Annotated in this window: 15 protein-coding genes and 1 pseudogene; 12 read left to right on the top strand and 4 right to left on the bottom strand. The window is 45.2% G+C overall.

Features of this window, described 5'->3' with window-relative positions; translation table 11 throughout:
• Positions 1 to 222: 222 nt before the first annotated feature.
• Both L5M17_RS18085 and L5M17_RS18090 read right to left on the bottom strand, forming a co-directional pair.
• Complete coding sequence (locus L5M17_RS18085) at positions 223 to 933, bottom strand: pirin family protein (RefSeq protein ID WP_219250964.1); 711 nt, start codon at positions 931 to 933, stop codon at positions 223 to 225.
• 13 nt (positions 934 to 946) lie between these two features.
• Entirely contained in the window at positions 947 to 1390 is a 444-nt protein-coding gene (locus L5M17_RS18090) for a DoxX family protein (protein ID WP_263148742.1), read from the bottom strand.
• Positions 1391 to 1573: 183 nt separating this feature from the next.
• On the opposite strand from L5M17_RS18090, the gene L5M17_RS18095 reads away from it, so the two are divergent.
• Complete coding sequence (locus tag L5M17_RS18095) at positions 1574 to 2467, top strand: LysR substrate-binding domain-containing protein (RefSeq protein ID WP_028761259.1); 894 nt, start codon at positions 1574 to 1576, stop codon at positions 2465 to 2467.
• 84 nt (positions 2468 to 2551) lie between these two features.
• Here L5M17_RS18095 and L5M17_RS18100 read toward each other — a convergent pair whose 3' ends face one another.
• Both L5M17_RS18100 and L5M17_RS18105 read right to left on the bottom strand, forming a co-directional pair.
• Positions 2552 to 4297: a bifunctional metallophosphatase/5'-nucleotidase gene (locus L5M17_RS18100; protein WP_131523672.1), complete on the bottom strand. Its 1746-nt coding sequence runs from the start codon at positions 4295 to 4297 to the stop codon at positions 2552 to 2554.
• A 143-nt stretch (positions 4298 to 4440) separates the two neighbouring features.
• Positions 4441 to 5532, bottom strand: coding sequence for a CNNM domain-containing protein (locus L5M17_RS18105; RefSeq protein WP_028761257.1), 1092 nt, complete (start codon positions 5530 to 5532; stop codon positions 4441 to 4443).
• 151 nt (positions 5533 to 5683) lie between these two features.
• Between L5M17_RS18105 and L5M17_RS18110 the strand changes: the two genes are divergently transcribed.
• From L5M17_RS18110 to L5M17_RS18160, 11 genes and pseudogenes are all read left to right on the top strand, one after another.
• On the top strand, positions 5684 to 6805 hold the full coding sequence (locus L5M17_RS18110) for a bifunctional tRNA (adenosine(37)-C2)-methyltransferase TrmG/ribosomal RNA large subunit methyltransferase RlmN (RefSeq protein WP_028761256.1): 1122 nt from the start codon (positions 5684 to 5686) through the stop codon (positions 6803 to 6805).
• 32 nt (positions 6806 to 6837) lie between these two features.
• Entirely contained in the window at positions 6838 to 7626 is a 789-nt protein-coding gene (pilW, locus tag L5M17_RS18115; protein WP_028761255.1) for a type IV pilus biogenesis/stability protein PilW, read from the top strand.
• On the top strand, positions 7623 to 8693 hold the full coding sequence (locus L5M17_RS18120) for a RodZ domain-containing protein (RefSeq protein ID WP_263148743.1): 1071 nt from the start codon (positions 7623 to 7625) through the stop codon (positions 8691 to 8693). Before pilW ends, L5M17_RS18120 begins: the two co-directional genes overlap by 4 nt.
• 48 nt (positions 8694 to 8741) lie before the next feature.
• A complete protein-coding gene (gene ispG, locus L5M17_RS18125; RefSeq protein ID WP_105251894.1) occupies positions 8742 to 9857 on the top strand; it encodes a flavodoxin-dependent (E)-4-hydroxy-3-methylbut-2-enyl-diphosphate synthase in 1116 nt (371 codons plus the stop codon).
• Positions 9858 to 10001: 144 nt separating this feature from the next.
• On the top strand, positions 10002 to 11279 hold the full coding sequence (hisS, locus tag L5M17_RS18130; protein WP_028761252.1) for a histidine--tRNA ligase: 1278 nt from the start codon (positions 10002 to 10004) through the stop codon (positions 11277 to 11279).
• 13 nt (positions 11280 to 11292) lie between these two features.
• Positions 11293 to 11913, top strand: coding sequence for a tetratricopeptide repeat protein (locus L5M17_RS18135; RefSeq protein WP_263148744.1), 621 nt, complete (start codon positions 11293 to 11295; stop codon positions 11911 to 11913).
• Positions 11914 to 11924: 11 nt separating this feature from the next.
• The gene (bamB, locus tag L5M17_RS18140; RefSeq protein ID WP_028761250.1) at positions 11925 to 13112 is read left to right on the top strand and encodes an outer membrane protein assembly factor BamB; all 1188 of its coding nucleotides are present in this window, start codon (positions 11925 to 11927) and stop codon (positions 13110 to 13112) included.
• Between the two features lie 79 nt (positions 13113 to 13191).
• Positions 13192 to 14658, top strand: a complete 1467-nt coding sequence (gene der / locus L5M17_RS18145) for a ribosome biogenesis GTPase Der (RefSeq protein ID WP_006082478.1) — start codon at positions 13192 to 13194, stop codon at positions 14656 to 14658.
• Between the two features lie 959 nt (positions 14659 to 15617).
• A complete protein-coding gene (locus L5M17_RS18150) occupies positions 15618 to 17117 on the top strand; it encodes a flavocytochrome c (protein WP_263148745.1) in 1500 nt (499 codons plus the stop codon).
• 12 nt (positions 17118 to 17129) lie between these two features.
• Positions 17130 to 17306: a hypothetical protein gene (locus tag L5M17_RS18155; protein ID WP_263148746.1), complete on the top strand. Its 177-nt coding sequence runs from the start codon at positions 17130 to 17132 to the stop codon at positions 17304 to 17306.
• Between the two features lie 102 nt (positions 17307 to 17408).
• Positions 17409 to 17549: pseudogene (locus tag L5M17_RS18160) on the top strand (IS4 family transposase); the annotation flags it as partial.

Raw genomic sequence — 17549 nt, forward strand, 5'->3', positions numbered from 1 at the left:
TGCTTTATAACATCGCCTTATAACATCGCCATAGAAGCGCCAATAAAAAAACACTGCCAAAGATGACTTGTGGCAGTGCTTCTCGGTGAGTGCTTATCAAGCTGGCATCTAATCACTTATTCAATCGTTTGCTTGGTAGTTTGCGAATAACGAATAACCAATAACCAATAACTAATAAATAGTGAAGCCGCATTATTGAATCGCTTTGTTAAATCATTTGTATTACGCGTTAGGCGACAAGTCGAACACTAATGCGGTAACTGGGCCGCTTGTTGCAGTAAAGTCGACACTCGCGAGTTGTGTCAGATGTGCGCCGTCCCCAGCCGTGAGTGTTGTGCCATTGATATCCAACGTACCTTCAATTAATTGAATATATAGATGACGATTTGCTTGAGCGGCGTTTCTACTCATCGTTACTTTTTCGCCTTCACTCAACACTAAACGATATAGGGTCGCATCTTGTTGCACTTTGAGCGTGCCATTTTCACCGTTTGGTGTCACCACGGCCGTCAGTGGTGAGCTTTGCTCAAATGCCTTTTGCTGATAACCCGCATCTATGCCTAAAGTATCTGGGCGGATCCAAATCTGTAAAAAGTGCAGCGGCTCGGTTTTAGAGGCATTAAACTCGCTGTGATAAATGCCTTTACCTGCGGACATCAATTGAAACTCTCCTGCGGGTAAGGTTTTGATATTGCCGAAGCTATCCTTGTGAGCGATAGTACCGGATATCACGTAACTGATGATCTCCATGTCTTTATGACCATGGGTATCAAAACCTGCGCCGGGTGCCACTCTGTCATCGTTGATGACTCTTAGGGATGATATCCCCATGTGCTCTGGGTCATAGTAGCTAGAGAAAGAGAAGGTATGTTGACTCTTTAGCCAGCCTAAGTCTGCTTGACCGCGATCTTGTGCTTTTCTTAATGTGATCATCTTGCTTTCCCCTTTATTTGATGCGGTTAGCGAATACGTTATCGACAGCGAATTTGCCAGCACCTGATACCGTCAATGAGACTGTGGCTGCTAATAGGGCGAGACCAAATTCGTAACCGTTATTGGCAAGGAACAGACCGTTGCCTATATGTACCGAGAAAATCGCCACAACCATAGTGAATGACAAGACGAGGGCCGTTGGGCGAGTCAGCAGGCCGAGTAATAGGAATAGGCCGCCGAAGAATTCACTTGAACCTGCCATCAATGCCATTAAGTAACCTGGCGTCAAACCTATGGATGCCATCCATTGTCCGGTGCCTTCTAAGCCGTAACCGCCAAACCAGCCAAACAGTTTTTGTGAACCATGGGCGATTAAGATGATCCCGATAGGAATGCGCAGTGCCAGTGGGGCAAAACTCGGGGCTGATTTCAGTGTTTTTGTGATCAGTGCTTTCATGGGATATTCCTCATTTCAAATTATTTAACGAATAGTTAAGTGTATTGTTCACTCAGTCTTAAGTCAGTTTGGCTGCAGTTCCGCAGAACCTCTCCATTGCTAAGCAGTGTAGACTTGACCTTTGGCAAAGAAAATCGGAACATTTTCAATGTCTACTTCAAATAATTTGAATGTGAGGTTTATATGTTGCCATCTATTAGTCTCGATGGATTAATCGTGCTCGATGCTATTGATAAGAAAGGCAGTTTTTCCGCTGCTGCCGAGTCTTTGTTTCGGGTGCCGTCGGCACTGACCTACACAGTGCAGAAACTGGAAAGCGATTTAGGTACAAAATTATTTGAACGTAAGGGCCAGCGCGCCGAGCTGACCTTAGTCGGTCAACTTGTGCTGCGCCAAGGCAGAGAAATCCTTGCGGCAACATCAAGGCTCGAAGAGGCGGTGCGTCAACTTGAGACAGGCTGGGAGTCTTCATTGACCTTAGCCATAGATACAGTGGTGCCGGATTTACCCCTGCTGCAGTTGATTGGTGAGTTTACTGAGCTGGGTAAGCAAGTGACTGTGAATATCAGCGAAGAGTCCTTAGGTGGCGGGTGGGATGCGCTCTATTCTGGCCGTGCCGATATCGCCATCGGCGTAACAGGGGAGTTGCCCAAAGGCCAATATCATGTGGTTGAAATTGGGGAGTTGGAGTTTGTATTTGCTTTAAATCCTGCGCACCCATTGGCGCAACATGCAGGTCCAATTCCGACCGAGGCATTGCTGCAATTTCCTTCTATTGTGGTAGCAGACAGTTCGACCGCCCTAGCACAGCGATCAAGTGGTTTATTTGATAGTCGCCAAGTGATCCGTGTGCCGAACATGCAGACCAAAATTAAGGCGCAGCAATTGGGATTAGGTGTGGGTTACATTCCAAAGCACTTGATCTTAGATGCGTTGGCGGCGGGAAGCCTAGTGGCTTGTCATGTGGAAATGCCGCGCCCAACTCAAGCTGTGTTTATGGCATGGCGTAAATATGCTGAAGGCAAGGCGCAGGATTGGTTTACTGCGCGTTTACCGCAATGTAATTGGCAATTTTAAGCTCAGGTTTGGTTAGTGCTTTGTAAGCAGCCACTCACTTTGTTCCTCACAGCATTAATGCTTACGCCATGAGGAGCATAGCGCCTAACCGATACGTTGGCTGTGACTGGTGTAATGCACATGCTGTGACAATAAATCAGACAGATTCGGTGAGCGATTCAAGAATCGAATAAAGGCCTGTGGCAAAGTCAGTGACTCCATCGACTCCTGCCAGCGGGCTTGCAGCAATGGAGAATAACCTTCTTTACCAGCGGCGGTATAAGATGTTGAAACTCCTACGTAAAGTGACTCAGGTTCAACGGGATACCATAGTGATTGGCTGTCTTGCTGCATCATCTCTAGTCTGAATAAACGCTCACCCAGTGGGCGTCGCCCATCGTAGTAATACCGTAGGCCGTAAGTGTAGGGGAAACTACCCGCACCTGTGCCACGGACACTGTTGTTGGTTGCCGCGTTAATCGCCGATTCGAGCGCTTGATAGAGAAACTGACCTTGAATTTCATACTTAACTAATGGTAATTCGAAGGGGAGTAATTGCCCCATCACATCGGCTAGTGTCAATTGTCCTTGGGCCACCGACTGGCGCACACCGCCGGCATTATGCAGAGCAAAGTTCACCCTAGGGTCGACCAGTTTGGCTTCTTGGAACATGCTGCGACTCACCCAAGGTGCTATTTCACTGCCGTGGGGCAGGGCTTTAGAGGGTAAGCGGGTATGGACTAAGTTCTTCGGCACCAGTGCTAACACTTTGTTTTCCATCTCTGCGATAGCCGGTTTGTAGATATCTCGGATCACGCCATCGATATCGGCATCGGCATCATCCCAAAAGATATTCGGATGCTGATTAAGCTGCTGGCGCACAGCTTGGTAATCTTGGTTATCGACGGCCGTGTTAGCACTTAAGATAAAGTGTTGATCTAGCATGAAGTAGTTGCCGCCCTTTAAATTCAGCACTTTCCCATCAGCGTCAAACGTTATCTCGGCTAAGCCGACGACTTCGGCATACTTACCCGCATGCACTATGGGCGTGTTATTGATGACTTCACCGTAGGGCAGGTTGCTCAAACCTAGGGCGCGAAAATCCCCCTGTAGCGTATGCGTGTGGCCGCCGACGATAAGGCTAATACCATCGACTTCGGCCGCGAGGCGTTTATCCTGATCTAAGCCTAAGTGACTGAGCACGATAATATGCTTAATACCTTGATTTTTAAGGTGCTCAACCGTGCGTGCGGTTGTGGCGATAGCATCGACAAAATGAGTGTCGGGATCGGGACGGGCGATCTCTTTCATTTGATCTAAGGTAATACCGACAATGGCTAATGTCTTATCGTGGAAGGGCTTAAGCAGGTATTTCGCGCGTTTTTGCTCATGATCATAATCCAAGATATTAGGCAAACCTCGCAGACAACCGGGTTTGTTGAGATCTTCTTGGCTTAAATCCATATTGCCCGCAAGCAATGGGAAATCAATTTGCTTGGCAAACTCGGCAAGTCTGGCGTTACCTTCATCGATATCGTGGTTGCCAATGACCATAGCATCAGGTGCCAACAGATTGAGTAAGTGGGCGTTGGCCTTACCTTTAAAATGGCTGAAATACAGCGTGCCCTGGAAGCTGTCACCACCATGCAGGAAAATAAAAGGCGTATTAGTTTGTGCAGCTGTGTGACGCGCTTTTGTGATGTGATGGCCGATGCGGGCATAACCACCGCTATGGCTGGTCACATCTAGCTTATGTTGGCCTATGTTAAGTCTAAATTGGACGCGGCAGGGTTCAAAATTCGAATGGGTGTCATTAATGTGCGCGAGTGAGAGTGTGTAGCTCTGTGTCATAACTTCCTCTATTACGGCGGGTGAGTATATACCCAAGCAACCTGAAAATGCGAGTTTCAGAGGGTTCTGAGTTATCTCCATTCTAAAAGAATAAAGGGAGCTAGGCTCCCTTTATATTAACAAGCACTAAACTTGGTTAGCCTTCAGCCGGATTTGGCTTCGTCATCATCGGATGCGGCTTCAAAATCACCGTCATCGGATAGGCGAATGCCTTTTTGCTTCATGCGCTTAGTCCAAAGTTTACGTGCCAATTGCTGCATATCGGTCGCGGGGTCGTTTAGATCGACAATCTCTAATCCTAACATAGATTCGATGATATCTTCTTGAGTTACGATACCTTGGCTACTGCCGTACTCGTCGACCACCATCGCAATTTGGGTGTTACGTTTAATCATACGCTCAAAAAGTGGCAGAATTTTTGCGGTTTCAGGCACCACAAATAAACTCCGTTTAAGTTCACCAATCGGTGCTTCTGGCGTGTAACGCTCTGCTAGCAATACATCGGTGCGGGTAATGTAACCAATCACATCATCATGATCTTGGTCGTAAACTGGAATTCGGGTAAAAGGCTTGTCGCGGTATTGGCGCACAAACTCATTTTGGGTGAGATCTATGGGCAAAGAAAACATCACAGTGCGCGGCGTCATGATAGCCGTAACTGGCATATCTCGCACCTTCAGCATTTGCGTCAAAATTTTTGACTCTTGCTCATCAAGCTCACCGGATTCATGGCCAATTTTGGCCATAGCACTCATCTCTTGGCGTATGTAGTGGCCTTCATCACCTTTGCCCATTAGGCGAGTGACTTGCTGTGACATCCAGATCAGCGGTTTAGTGGTACGCTTCATCCACAGCACGGCAACAGAAACACTTGGTGCGAGGCGACGCCAATGGTTTGCACCCAATGATTTAGGAATGATTTCTGAGAAAAACAGGATAATAAAGGTTAATACGCCCGAGAAAACACCCAACATATCGTCACCAAAGACTTTAGCCGCTTGCGCACCTGCAACGGCGGCACCGACGGTATGAGCGATAGTATTTAGGGTAAGGATTGACACCAAAGGTGCTTCGACATTCTCTTTCAATCTACGCAAGCGTGCGGCTGCGGCACTGTCAGTTTGTTCGAGTGATGCGATATAACTTGGGGTAACCGATAACAGAACAGCTTCGAACACACTGCACAGAAAAGAAACAGCGACAGCGACAAGCACTATAATGATGAGGGTTAACATATAGGTGGAATTACAACTCCGTATTTTAGGCCAATATTAGCCCTTGGAGATTCTATCATAGGTGAATTGAGTTACTGGCTAAAATTTATTTGCGTCTGTATAATTCGCCGCCCTGTTGCAGGATCCGGTTTTTGGTGTTGAGGTTAGCTATATGAGTGAAAAGAAGATCAATTTATTAGACCTTGATCGTAAGGCGATGCGCGCATTATTTGCGGAAATGGGTGAAAAACCCTTTCGTGCCGATCAGCTCATGAAATGGCTATATCATTTCGGTGTCAGTGACTTCGAAGAGATGACCAACATCAACAAAGTGTTACGTCAAAAGTTGGCGGCCCGCTGCGAGATCGTTGCACCAGAAATTTCGAGTTTCCAAAAATCGACCGATGGTACGATAAAATTTGCAATTAATGTTGGCCAAGGCCAAGAAGTGGAAACGGTTTATATTCCTGAGGATGATCGTGCGACCTTGTGTGTATCTTCACAGGTTGGCTGTGCGCTGGAATGTACTTTCTGTTCGACGGGTCAGCAAGGTTTTAACCGTAACTTAACGGTTTCTGAAATCGTCGGCCAAATCTGGCGCGTGTCGCACTTTTTAGGATTTGCAAAAGACACGGGCGAACGTCCGATCACTAACGTCGTGATGATGGGCATGGGTGAGCCATTACTCAATTTAGCCAATGTGATCCCTGCGATGGACATCATGCTCGATGATTTTGGTTTTAGTTTATCAAAGCGCCGCGTGACTTTATCAACCTCAGGCGTAGTACCAGCGTTAGATAAACTGGGCGATGCCATCGATGTGGCACTTGCTGTCAGTATTCATGCACCCAATGATGAGTTGCGTGACATTCTGGTCCCGATCAATAAAAAGTATCCGCTGGATGAGTTTTTAGCGGGTATTCGTCGCTATATTGCTAAATCAAATGCTAACCGCGGCCGCGTGACTGTTGAATATGTGATGCTAGATCATATCAACGACAGCACAGACCAAGCCCATGAGTTAGCTAAGTTAATGAAAGATACGCCTTGTAAGGTGAATCTGATCCCATTTAATCCGTATCCAGGCTCGCCTTATGGCCGCTCATCTAATTCACGTATCGACCGTTTTTCTAAGGTTCTTATGGAATACGGTTTTACTGTCATCGTACGTAAAACCCGTGGAGATGACATTGATGCCGCTTGCGGTCAGTTAGCTGGTGATATTCGCGACAGAACGAAACGTTTAGCGAAAAAACGCATGCAAGAAAACCAGATTTCAGTCACAATGAATTAACTCTTTGTTTGCACAGATTTATAGGCTTGCCCATGAAGCATGGATTGCCAAGGTTTTCGTTGATTTTAAGCCTGTCATTATTGATGACAGGATGCGTCACTGAGCGTACTTATACTGGGACAGATATTCCTGTTTCGGAACGAAAGTTAGACAAAGTCGCCGCCGCAAGAGAGCGGATGCAGCTCGGTTTAACCTATTTAAATCGAGGTAGCACGGAACAAGCCAAATACAATCTTGATAAAGCATTAGAATATGCTCCAGAGCTCGAAGATGTGCATACCGCTCTGGCTTATTACTATCAAACCGTGGGCGATTTAGTGCGTACCGAAGAGTCGTACATGAATGCCATTAGTACTAAGGACGCCTCTGGCGATTCCATGAATAATTTCGGGGTGTTTTTGTGCCAACAAAAGCAATACAACAAAGCTGAAAAAATGTTTTTGGCCGCAATTGAAATGCCCAAATATACGCGCACTGCCTCAAGCTATGAGAACTTAGGTCTTTGTAGTCGCGAAGCAGGACAAGCAGAAAAGGCACGACAGTATTTTCAGATGGCGTTAAAGTATGACCCGAGACGCTCGGTGTCATTACTGGAGTTGGCAGAGTTAGAAGTCGATCAAGGTGATTTTATTCAGGCGCGAAACCAATTAGCGCGCTATCACCAAGTGGCTGAGCAAACTCCAGAAAGTTTAGCGCTCGGGATCAAAATAGAGCAGGCAGTGAATGATGATGCCGCTGTGAAGAGATTTGGTATTTTATTGCTTGCCAAATTCCCAGCATCACCTCAGGCCAAGCAATACAGAGTTAATTTGCATCAATGAAAGATCATGAAACCAATGCGCCAGTTGAGTCGGTAGCACCGCAATCAGTCGCGCTAGATGTCACGCTTGGTACTTTATTAAAAGCCGCCCGCGAAAAAATGGGCCTTAGTATTCAAGATGCCGCTGTAAAGCTGCATCTACGTCCTCGTATTATTGAAGATATTGAAGCTGACAATTTTACGAATATAGCCTCATCGACTTATGTACGTGGCTATGTGAAAAACTACGCGCGTATGGTCAGTGCCGATGCGGCTTTGATTGAAGCTTGTCTTGTGCAGCAAGTGCCAGTTGTGACTGAGCCTGCAATGCAAAGTTTTTCACGCAAAACCACATATCAAGCTCGCGATACACGTTTAACTTGGCTGAGTATTTTTATCGTCATAGTGTTACTCGGTTCATTAGTCGTCTGGTGGATGCAAAAAACGACCTTGCTAAGCACTATTGATGTGTCGCAACCCACGGCTGAAGAGGTCGCAGCAGCGAATCAGACGCTGCCAGGTGATGTGTTATTGACCGAAACGGATGCCAGTCCTCGTTTGACTGAGATTGCCGCAAACGGCTCAATGTCTATCGATGGTCCAATTAAAGATACTGATGCAAGCACTATTGATGTCAGCACAGGACCAACGGACAATAATTATCCTCAGACCGTTGATACGAGTAATGAAGATGGCGGTTCAGCAATCGCAGCCACTACGACAACGCCATCGGTTCCGCAAACGACAGCTCCTGTAGTCCAACAGACTGTTAGTGCAACGCCTTCACCGACCACAACATCAACGACCACTGCCACTGCAGCAAGTACTTTGGTTGCTGTTGCAGGACAATCGATTATAGATGTCCAGTTGACGGGGGATTGCTGGATAAACATTGTTGATGCTAAAGGTAAAGCGTTAGTCGATGGTGTTAAAGGCGCTGGCGCAACAGTGCAAGTGAGCGGTGTGCCACCGTTTAAAGTCATTTTAGGTGCACCCCATGTAGCGACCTTAAGCTTAGATGGTCAAATTGTTAGCCTAGCGGATTTCCCCAAGGGACGAGTCGCGCGTTTAACCTTGCCTAAAGCCTAACGACCGCGTAATGATCTGCAGCACGTACCGAAATAGAGCGTATTAAGCATGTATAATGAAACTCCCATAAAAAGACGTCCTTCCACCCGCATTTATGTGGGTAATGTACCGATTGGTGATGGGGCGCCGATTGCTGTTCAGTCAATGACCAATACTAAGACCACAGATGTTGAAGCGACAATTGCTCAAATTCGTGCCTTAGAGAAAGTCGGTGCCGATATAGTGCGTATCTCTGTACCCACTATGGATGCGGCTGAAGCCTTTAAACTCATTAAGCAAGCGGTCAATGTTCCTTTAGTGGCCGACATTCATTTTGATTATCGCATTGCTTTAAAAGTTGCCGAGTACGGTGTTGATTGCCTTCGAATCAATCCGGGCAACATAGGCAATGAAGAGCGTATTCGTAGCGTGGTGGAATGTGCTCGTGACCATAATATTCCTATCCGTATTGGTGTGAATGGTGGGTCATTAGAAAAAGATCTAATGGACAAGTATAAAGAACCCACTCCTGAAGCCTTGCTTGAATCAGCTATGCGCCATGTGGATATTCTGGACAGATTGAACTTTGATCAGTTCAAGGTCAGCGTTAAAGCCTCCGATGTATTTTTAGCGGTCGAATCCTACCGTTTATTGGCAAAGCAAATTCGCCAACCCCTGCATTTAGGCATTACCGAAGCCGGTGGCGCGCGCGCGGGTTCAGTGAAATCGGCCGTAGGCTTAGGAATGTTATTGGCCGAAGGCATAGGCGATACCCTACGAATTTCCTTGGCCGCTGATCCGGTCGAAGAAATCAAAGTCGGTTTTGACATTTTAAAGTCGCTGCGTATTCGTAGCCGTGGCATCAACTTCATTGCCTGTCCATCTTGTTCTCGTCAAGAGTTCGATGTGATCAGTACAGTCAATGAGTTAGAGCGTCGCCTCGAAGACGTGACTACCGCCATGGATGTGTCTATTATCGGCTGCGTAGTCAACGGCCCAGGTGAAGCCTTAGTGTCGCACATCGGTTTAACTGGTGGGCACAATAAGAGCGGTTACTATGATGAGGGTGAACGTCAGAAAGAACGTTTTGACAACGACAACATTGTCGATTCCCTCGAAGCGAAAATTCGCGCAAAAGCCAGTCAAATGGCGAACCGTATTCAAATCAAAGACACAACTGAGTAATATGTACCCGCATTTGGGCATAGATTACGCCTAATGATGTTGAGCTAGGCCCCGAAACCGACGGGGTCGTTTTACGTTTTACGCTCAAAAGCCTATAATGCGTGACATTTTTATTAATTTAGCGAAATCGGACGAGTCGATACAGTGGCAAAACAGATCCAAGCGATTCGCGGAATGAATGACATTCTGCCAACTCAAAGTCCTCTATGGCAAAAAGTGGAAGCGGTACTACGTTCGAGCGTCAGTGCTTACGGTTACAGCGAAATCCGCACTCCAATAGTGGAAAATACCGATCTTTTTAAACGCTCTATCGGTGAAGTAACTGATATTGTTGAAAAAGAAATGTATACCTTCGCAGATAATAACGGTGACAGCTTAACGCTGCGCCCAGAAGGTACCGCGTCGACAGTGCGTGCAGGTAACGAAAACGGTCTGCTATATAACCAAGAGCAACGTCTTTGGTATATGGGTCCTATGTTCCGCCACGAACGTCCACAAAAAGGCCGTTATCGTCAGTTTAACCAATTTGGCGTTGAAGTGTATGGCATTGGCTCGGCTGATATTGATGCTGAAGTCCTAATGCTATCGGCACGTCTGTGGGAAAAACTCGGTATTAGCGAGCACGTCTCGCTAGAGCTAAATACCTTAGGTGATCCTGCTGAGCGCGCTGTTTATCGTGATGCCTTGATTGCGTTTTTAGAGCTGCATAAAGATGCGCTCGATGAAGACAGCAAGCGTCGCATGTACAGCAATCCGCTGCGAGTATTGGATTCAAAAGATCAAAATGTCCAAGCCATATTGGTTGATGCACCTGAGTTAATGGATTTTCTCGGTGAAGAATCGAAGACACATTTTTCACAATTACGTGAACTACTTGACGCAGTGGGTATCAAATACACCATTAATCCGCGTCTAGTACGTGGTTTAGATTACTATAATCGTACTGTATTTGAATGGGTTACATCTAGTTTAGGCTCACAAGGTACTGTACTTGCGGGTGGTCGCTACGATGGTTTAGTCGCCCAGTTAGGTGGTAAAGATACTCCAGCGGTCGGTTTTGCTATGGGCTTAGAGCGCATTGTCTTGCTGCTTGAAACCTTAGAGCTGACCAAAGATATTCCGCCAGAAGTGGATGTGTATGTCACGGCCATGGGTGATAGCTGTCTGGTTGAAGCCATCAAGGTCGCGCAGGAATTACGTAACGCACTGCCAAACCTTAAAGTGATGAGTCACTGTGGCGGCGGTAACGTGAAGAAACAAATGAAGCGTGCCGACAAAAGCGGTGCGAGTGTGGCACTACTGATAGGTGAAGATGAACTTGCCGAAGGTATGGTTACGGTTAAACATTTACGCAATGACATCGAACAACAACGGGTAGCTCGAAGTGCCTTAGGCGCATTTTTGGCTGAACTGATCAAATAAAGGGGACGTGCGCGTGGAAATTTATAGCACAGAAGAACAACAAGTTGATGCTATCAAGCAGTTCTGGAAAGATTACGGAAATTCAATTTTAATCGGTGCCGTAGTGGGTTTAGGCGGCCTATATGCGTGGAATTATTATTCTGACGTTAAAGTGGCGCAAGCGGAAGAAGCTTCAAAAGCGTTCCAAAATTTGACCACTAAATCTGCCGATGAAGCCGCTATGCTTGCGGGTGTCGCCGAGTTTTCTAAAAATCACGATCAAAAGGGCTATCAAGCCTTGTTAGAATTGATCGTGGCCAAAACTGCGGTAGAAGCGAAGGATTATCCAAAAGCGATTGATGCTTTGAACAAGGTGATTGCGGCTAAATCTGGTGCTGGTTTAGATGTGATTGCGACTTTGCGTTTAGCACGAGTACAAGCAGAGCAAGGTCAAATTGATGCAGCTCTAGCGACCTTAGATCAAGTAACAGATAAAGCTTTCTTTGCTCAGCGCGATGAGTTGAAAGGTGATTTCTTAGTACGTCAAGGTGAAGTTGAGAAGGCAAAAACAGCTTATCAAGCTGCCATGGACAATGGTGGTGTGGTGACAAGCCCTGCGCTTAAAATCAAACTTGATAGCCTAAATCAGGCATAAGGGATCCCTTGATGAAGTCTTGGTGCAAAAACCTGCTAGCCGCTGGATTAAGTCTGGCCATGTTATCCGCCTGTTCGTCGAGCGATGTCGAAGAAGAACCGGTAAGTGAGTTAACTGCCATTCAGGCGACAGTGTTTCCTGAAGTGAGTTGGAGCACCTCTGTCGGCAATGGTGTTGGAGATTATTATTCTCGCCTCGCCCCCGCCGTTAGTTATGGAAAAATTTTTGCCGCCGACCGTTATGGTGAAGTGGTTGCCTTCGATGAGGCCACTGGCGAGCGCGTTTGGACTAAAGATTTCAGCGAAGAGTTTCGTGATAACGCTTTAGCTAAAAATAAAGGTGCGCGTATTGCTGCTGGTGTGACTGCTGCGCGTAATAAAGTCTTTTTAGGTGGTGAAAGTGGGCTGCTTGCTGCACTGAACGCTGAAGATGGTCAAGTGTTATGGCATGTCGTTGCGGGCGGTGAATTACTGTCAGCTCCCACTGTGGCCGATGACGTCGTGGTGGTCAGTACCAGTTCTGGTTCACTCGAAGCGTTTAACGTCGATACTGGCGCTAAGCTGTGGGTGTATGAAATGCAATTGCCGAATCTAACCCTGCGCGGTACAGGTTCTGCAGCTTACGAAGCGGGTGGTTTCTTCATAGGTACCGCCGATGGCAAAGTGGCTGTTGTGATTAAAAACAATGGTCAAGCTGCGTGGGAACAGGCGATTTACAATCCAACTGGCGGTAACGAGTTTACGCGTATGGCCGACGTGGATATGACGCCCTTGATCCTTGGCGACAACTTATATGCGGTGAGCTACAACGGTAACTTAGTGTCGATGGAACTGCGCACGGGTCGAGTTGTGTGGACACGTAAGTATTCTAGCTTTAACGAGTTAGCATCAGCGGGCCTAAGCTTGTACTTAGTTGACGATCACAGCCGTATCTACTCAGTTGATAAACGTAACGGTTTGGAACTGTGGAGTAATTCTGAGTTAGCTAACCGCACTCTGACATCTCCGGCTGTATATAAAGACTATTTAGTTGTGGGTGATTTCGAAGGTTATTTACACTTCATCGATCGCAGTACAGGGACGATTGTGGGTCGTGTCCAAGTGGACAGCTCAGGATTATACAGCCAGCCGTTAGTGGTGGATGATAAAATCTATGTTCAAGGTCGCAGCGGAAAGTTGGCTGTTGTAACACTTCCATAGTTAAAAGTGTTATCCTTGCTGAGCCCCTGGAAGTGTGTTCCGGGGGCTTTTTATTGAAAAGTTTTTTAGAGGCAAAATCATGATCCCTGTAGTGGCCCTTGTTGGTCGGCCGAACGTCGGTAAATCCACCCTATTTAATCGTCTTACGCGCACGCGTGATGCGCTGGTTGCTGACTTTCCTGGCCTAACACGTGACCGTAAATATGGTCGAGCATTCTTATCCGGCTATGAGTTCATTGTGGTCGATACCGGCGGTATCGATGGCACTGAAGAAGGGATCGAGACGAAAATGGCTGAGCAATCCCTTGCTGCCATTGAAGAAGCCGATGTCGTTCTATTTATGACCGATGCGCGCGCGGGTTTAACCGCTGCGGATCTGTCGATTGCACAGCACTTACGTAGCCGTGAAAAAACCACCTTTGTGGTTGCTAACAAAGTTGACGGTATTGATGCTGATTCTGCTTGTGCCGAGTTTTGGTCTTTAGGTCTAGGTGAAGTTTACCAAATGGCGGCGTCTCAAGGACGCGGCGTGACCAATATGATCGAATACGCGCTGACTCCTTATGCCGAAGCGATGGGCATTGTGCGTCAAGGTGAAGACGAAGTTACTGAAGAGCGTGAATATACCGAAGAAGAAGCCGAAGCTGAGCAAAAGCGTCTGCAAGATTTGCCTATCAAGCTGGCGATCATAGGTAAACCTAACGTCGGTAAGTCAACCCTGACTAACCGTATTCTAGGTGAAGAGCGCGTTGTGGTATTTGATGAACCCGGCACGACCCGTGACAGTATTTACATTCCAATGGAACGTGAAGGTCGCGAGTACGTGATTATTGATACCGCGGGTGTTCGTCGTCGCAGTAAAGTACATCAAGTCATTGAGAAATTCTCAGTGATCAAGACTTTGAAAGCGGTTGAAGATGCTAACGTGGTGTTGCTTATCATCGATGCCCGTGAAGGTATCGCCGAGCAAGATTTAGGTCTGTTAGGTTTCGCACTCAATGCGGGTCGCGCTTTGGTTATTGCCGTCAACAAGTGGGATGGTATCGACCAAGGTATTAAAGATCGTGTGAAGAGCGAGCTTGACCGTCGTCTTGGCTTTATCGACTTTGCCCGCATTCACTTTATTTCGGCGCTGCACGGTACTGGTGTTGGCCATTTATTTGAATCGATTGAAGAAGCTTACGACAGTGCTACGCGCCGCGTCAGTACTTCTATGCTGACACGTATCATGCAAATGTCGCAGGACGATCACCAGCCGCCATTAGTAAATGGTCGCCGTGTGAAGCTTAAATACGCTCACGCCGGTGGTTACAATCCGCCAATCGTGGTGATTCACGGTAACCAAGTGAGTAGACTGCCTGACTCGTACAAACGCTACATGATGAACTACTTCCGTCGTTCATTGAAAGTCGTAGGTACGCCAATCCAGCTACGTTTCCAAGAGGGTGATAACCCATTTGAAAACAAGACTGAGAAGTTAACTATGAGCCAAGAGCGCCGTCGCAAACGCGCACAAAGCCATATCAAAGACAGAAAAACCAAATAGTGTTTTTTACCAGACATATTTGAAACAAAAGGAACCTTAGGGTTCCTTTTGTGTTTTAAGATGATTTTTTGCATTTTATTGAATGCTAGGGTCTAATACTTATTCATAATATCTTCCTATCACATTATCGAATAAGACTTACGCATATGAGTCGTTGTTTTTTGTTGTCTATTTTTCTACCTTTATGGTCTTTTGTCGCATCTGGCTTTGTTTCCTTATTCAGATCGGCAAACAAAGCCATCTAACATAAACCAATATCAAACAACATATTGAGTTTCAGGTATACCTATCTCTGTTAGCTTGTTTTACGCTTTGACACAATTGATAGGGAATAAAGTGCATTATGTTGATCAGATCCGCAGCTAGTGTTTTAGTTCAATTGATTTAGGAAACCAAGCCTCTTGTGTGGGGGATTTTTTGCAATAGTCTGATCACATTAAATTTTACATAAAACCTCCAGTAGTATTCCGTAAAACTCGCTTAAAAAGTAAATCATAAATTAAATTCATTCTAATTTTTCTTGTTAAAATAAAAATTTAACCATTCAAATTTATTAGCTATTCAATATTAAATAATATTCTTTGGTAATATGAATTTTTATCCATACTTCGCTAATTTAATTAAATAAAAAATTTCTTAATAAAATATTGATTATCCATATTGGGTTGTACATCTCATAGGGTGAGTGGGAGGAAAGGGGCAGATCTAGATCACACTAAGATGATAAGTGAAACTTATGGCGAAAAATGGCGGCTACGCATCACATTAACAAAAGTTTAATAAAAATAATATCGCTATATGTCGTGATGATTTATTGGGTATTTTAAAGCGTCTTAACGCAACTCGCGATTTTAAATAGGTTGTAATATTAATTTAATCTTAAATTGTATTGCGATTCATTTTTTATTAAATTTTATTTTTTTGATTGTTAAATAAACTATTTTACGGGTGAGGGTATTATGGCAGGAAGAAGAGATTTCCTTAAGTTAGCGACAGGCATAACTGCTGCGATGGCATTTCCAATTAAAGCATCTAATGATAATTATGGAAGCGCTTGGGATAAAGAATTTGACATTATCATTATCGGCAGTGGTTTTGCTGGCTTATCTGCAGCTTATGCTGCCCATAAAGCAGGGATAAAAAATATTATCGTCCTAGAAAAAATGGAAGCATTTGGCGGTAACTCAGCTATATGTGGTGGTTTGATGTGCATGCCATTAACTCCGATGCAAAAGAAATTGGGGATTGAAGACTCGGCAGAGCTAATGATCAAAGATATGATTAAAGCTGGACGGGGTTTTAATCATCCTGATCTTTGCCGCACTTTAGCGACTGAAGCGCATAAAGCCTACGATATGCTGATGGAATGTGGCGTTAAGTTTCAGGATAAAGTGATTCGTCTTGGTGGACATAGTGCACCACGCGCTCATTTACCTGATAGTGCATCAGGTGGTGGAATTGTTGTTCCTATGCATAACTACCTTCGTAAAGCTGGAGTCATATTTCAAAATCGAACTAACGTTGAAGAAGTTATTCGAGGCGATGGTGGTGTTACAGGTATTGTTGTTAGTGAAAAATATGATTTCAAGACTGGCACAAATAAAGGTCAATTAGCTTACAAAGCAAAAAAAGGGGTGATTGTTGCCTCTGGTGGATGGGGGCAAGACCACAAATTTATTAAAACGACAATGCCAGCATATCAAATGCTCGAAAGTACGGCTCAGCCTGGTGCTACAGCAACCATGATTAAGTCACTGCTCTCTATTCGTGCGCTGCCTGTCATGTTAGATATGTATCAATTAGGGCCTTGGGCTACACCGGATGAAAAGGGAGCTGGCCCTGCAAGTTTCTTTGCTGATTACGCCTTTGCAGAAGGGATCGCTATTGACCCAAAAACAGGGGCGCGATTCATGAATGAATTAGCAGACCGTCGTACACGTGCTGATGCTCAGTTGGCTGTTTTAGCAACAGGTACGAAAGAAAAACCAAATATGCCATTTGTATTTTGTGGTGAAGCAACGGCGAATCATGCAGAAGGTTTTAAAGCTGCTTACCGTGATGGTGCTATTAAAAAATCAGATACGCTCGAAGAGTTGGCAAAACGTTATGATGTTGAGATAGGCACATTACAAAAATCAATAAATGATTGGAATGAAATTGTTCAAGGTAAAGCAAAAGATCCATTTAATAAACCGTTAGATGAAAAAACAATTTTAAAACCTCCTTATTATTCAATCCGTTTGTCACCAAAATTGCATTATTGTATGGGAGGTGTTGCTATTACCCCTAACGCAGAAGTCATTGATTCTAATACTTGTGAACCGATTGCAGGTTTGTTTGCAGCTGGTGAAGTTACTGGCGGTACACATGGAATGGACCGACTAGGTGGTTGCTCATCAATTGATGGTTTAGTTTTTGGGCAAATTGCAGGTAATCAAGCTGCCATTCGTAAAGTGTAATGGGTGATAATAATGAAATATATATCTAAATTAGGTTTAGTTAGTGCTTTATTAATGACGTCTTTATTTGCATTTTCTGCAGATAACGCCTTAAGTGGAGTTCCCATTAAAGAACATCATTTTAAATTGATGGGGAAAAGTGGAAGCTGTAAAACGTGCCATGGTAAGAGTATGCCTACTGAACGCTGAAGAATCCCCTGATGATTTACAAATAAATCATCAAATTAGGGTGGAAGCGCATCTTGTTGCATGATCAAATGGTTTCGCTAAAAACTACACTTGGACAACAAGATGCGCGAAGCCAATATCCTACAACATTCTTTACACCAATACTGCCCAGAACTTCACCTAAAACGATTAAACAGCTTGATGCTGGCCTCTAAGGCACTGATTGAATGTAAGACACTGACCTTGACTGAGTTAGGTCGAAAT

The sequence above is a fragment of the Shewanella sp. SW24 genome, assembly GCF_025653395.1.
Taxonomy (GTDB): domain Bacteria; phylum Pseudomonadota; class Gammaproteobacteria; order Enterobacterales; family Shewanellaceae; genus Shewanella; species Shewanella oncorhynchi.

What these genes read in the sequence shown, in the direction of transcription:
- L5M17_RS18085 (WP_219250964.1), bottom strand. Translation starts at nt 933, where the DNA reads ATGATCACATTAAGAAAAGCACAAGATCGCGGTCAAGCAGACTTAGGC.
- L5M17_RS18090 (WP_263148742.1), bottom strand. Translation starts at nt 1,390, where the DNA reads ATGAAAGCACTGATCACAAAAACACTGAAATCAGCCCCGAGTTTTGCC.
- L5M17_RS18095 (WP_028761259.1), top strand. Translation starts at nt 1,574, where the DNA reads ATGTTGCCATCTATTAGTCTCGATGGATTAATCGTGCTCGATGCTATT.
- L5M17_RS18100 (WP_131523672.1), bottom strand. Translation starts at nt 4,297, where the DNA reads ATGACACAGAGCTACACACTCTCACTCGCGCACATTAATGACACCCAT.
- L5M17_RS18105 (WP_028761257.1), bottom strand. Translation starts at nt 5,532, where the DNA reads ATGTTAACCCTCATCATTATAGTGCTTGTCGCTGTCGCTGTTTCTTTT.
- L5M17_RS18110 (WP_028761256.1), top strand. Translation starts at nt 5,684, where the DNA reads ATGAGTGAAAAGAAGATCAATTTATTAGACCTTGATCGTAAGGCGATG.
- pilW (WP_028761255.1), top strand. Translation starts at nt 6,838, where the DNA reads ATGAAGCATGGATTGCCAAGGTTTTCGTTGATTTTAAGCCTGTCATTA.
- L5M17_RS18120 (WP_263148743.1), top strand. Translation starts at nt 7,623, where the DNA reads ATGAAAGATCATGAAACCAATGCGCCAGTTGAGTCGGTAGCACCGCAA.
- ispG (WP_105251894.1), top strand. Translation starts at nt 8,742, where the DNA reads ATGTATAATGAAACTCCCATAAAAAGACGTCCTTCCACCCGCATTTAT.
- bamB (WP_028761250.1), top strand. Translation starts at nt 11,925, where the DNA reads ATGAAGTCTTGGTGCAAAAACCTGCTAGCCGCTGGATTAAGTCTGGCC.
- der (WP_006082478.1), top strand. Translation starts at nt 13,192, where the DNA reads ATGATCCCTGTAGTGGCCCTTGTTGGTCGGCCGAACGTCGGTAAATCC.
- L5M17_RS18150 (WP_263148745.1), top strand. Translation starts at nt 15,618, where the DNA reads ATGGCAGGAAGAAGAGATTTCCTTAAGTTAGCGACAGGCATAACTGCT.
- L5M17_RS18155 (WP_263148746.1), top strand. Translation starts at nt 17,130, where the DNA reads ATGAAATATATATCTAAATTAGGTTTAGTTAGTGCTTTATTAATGACG.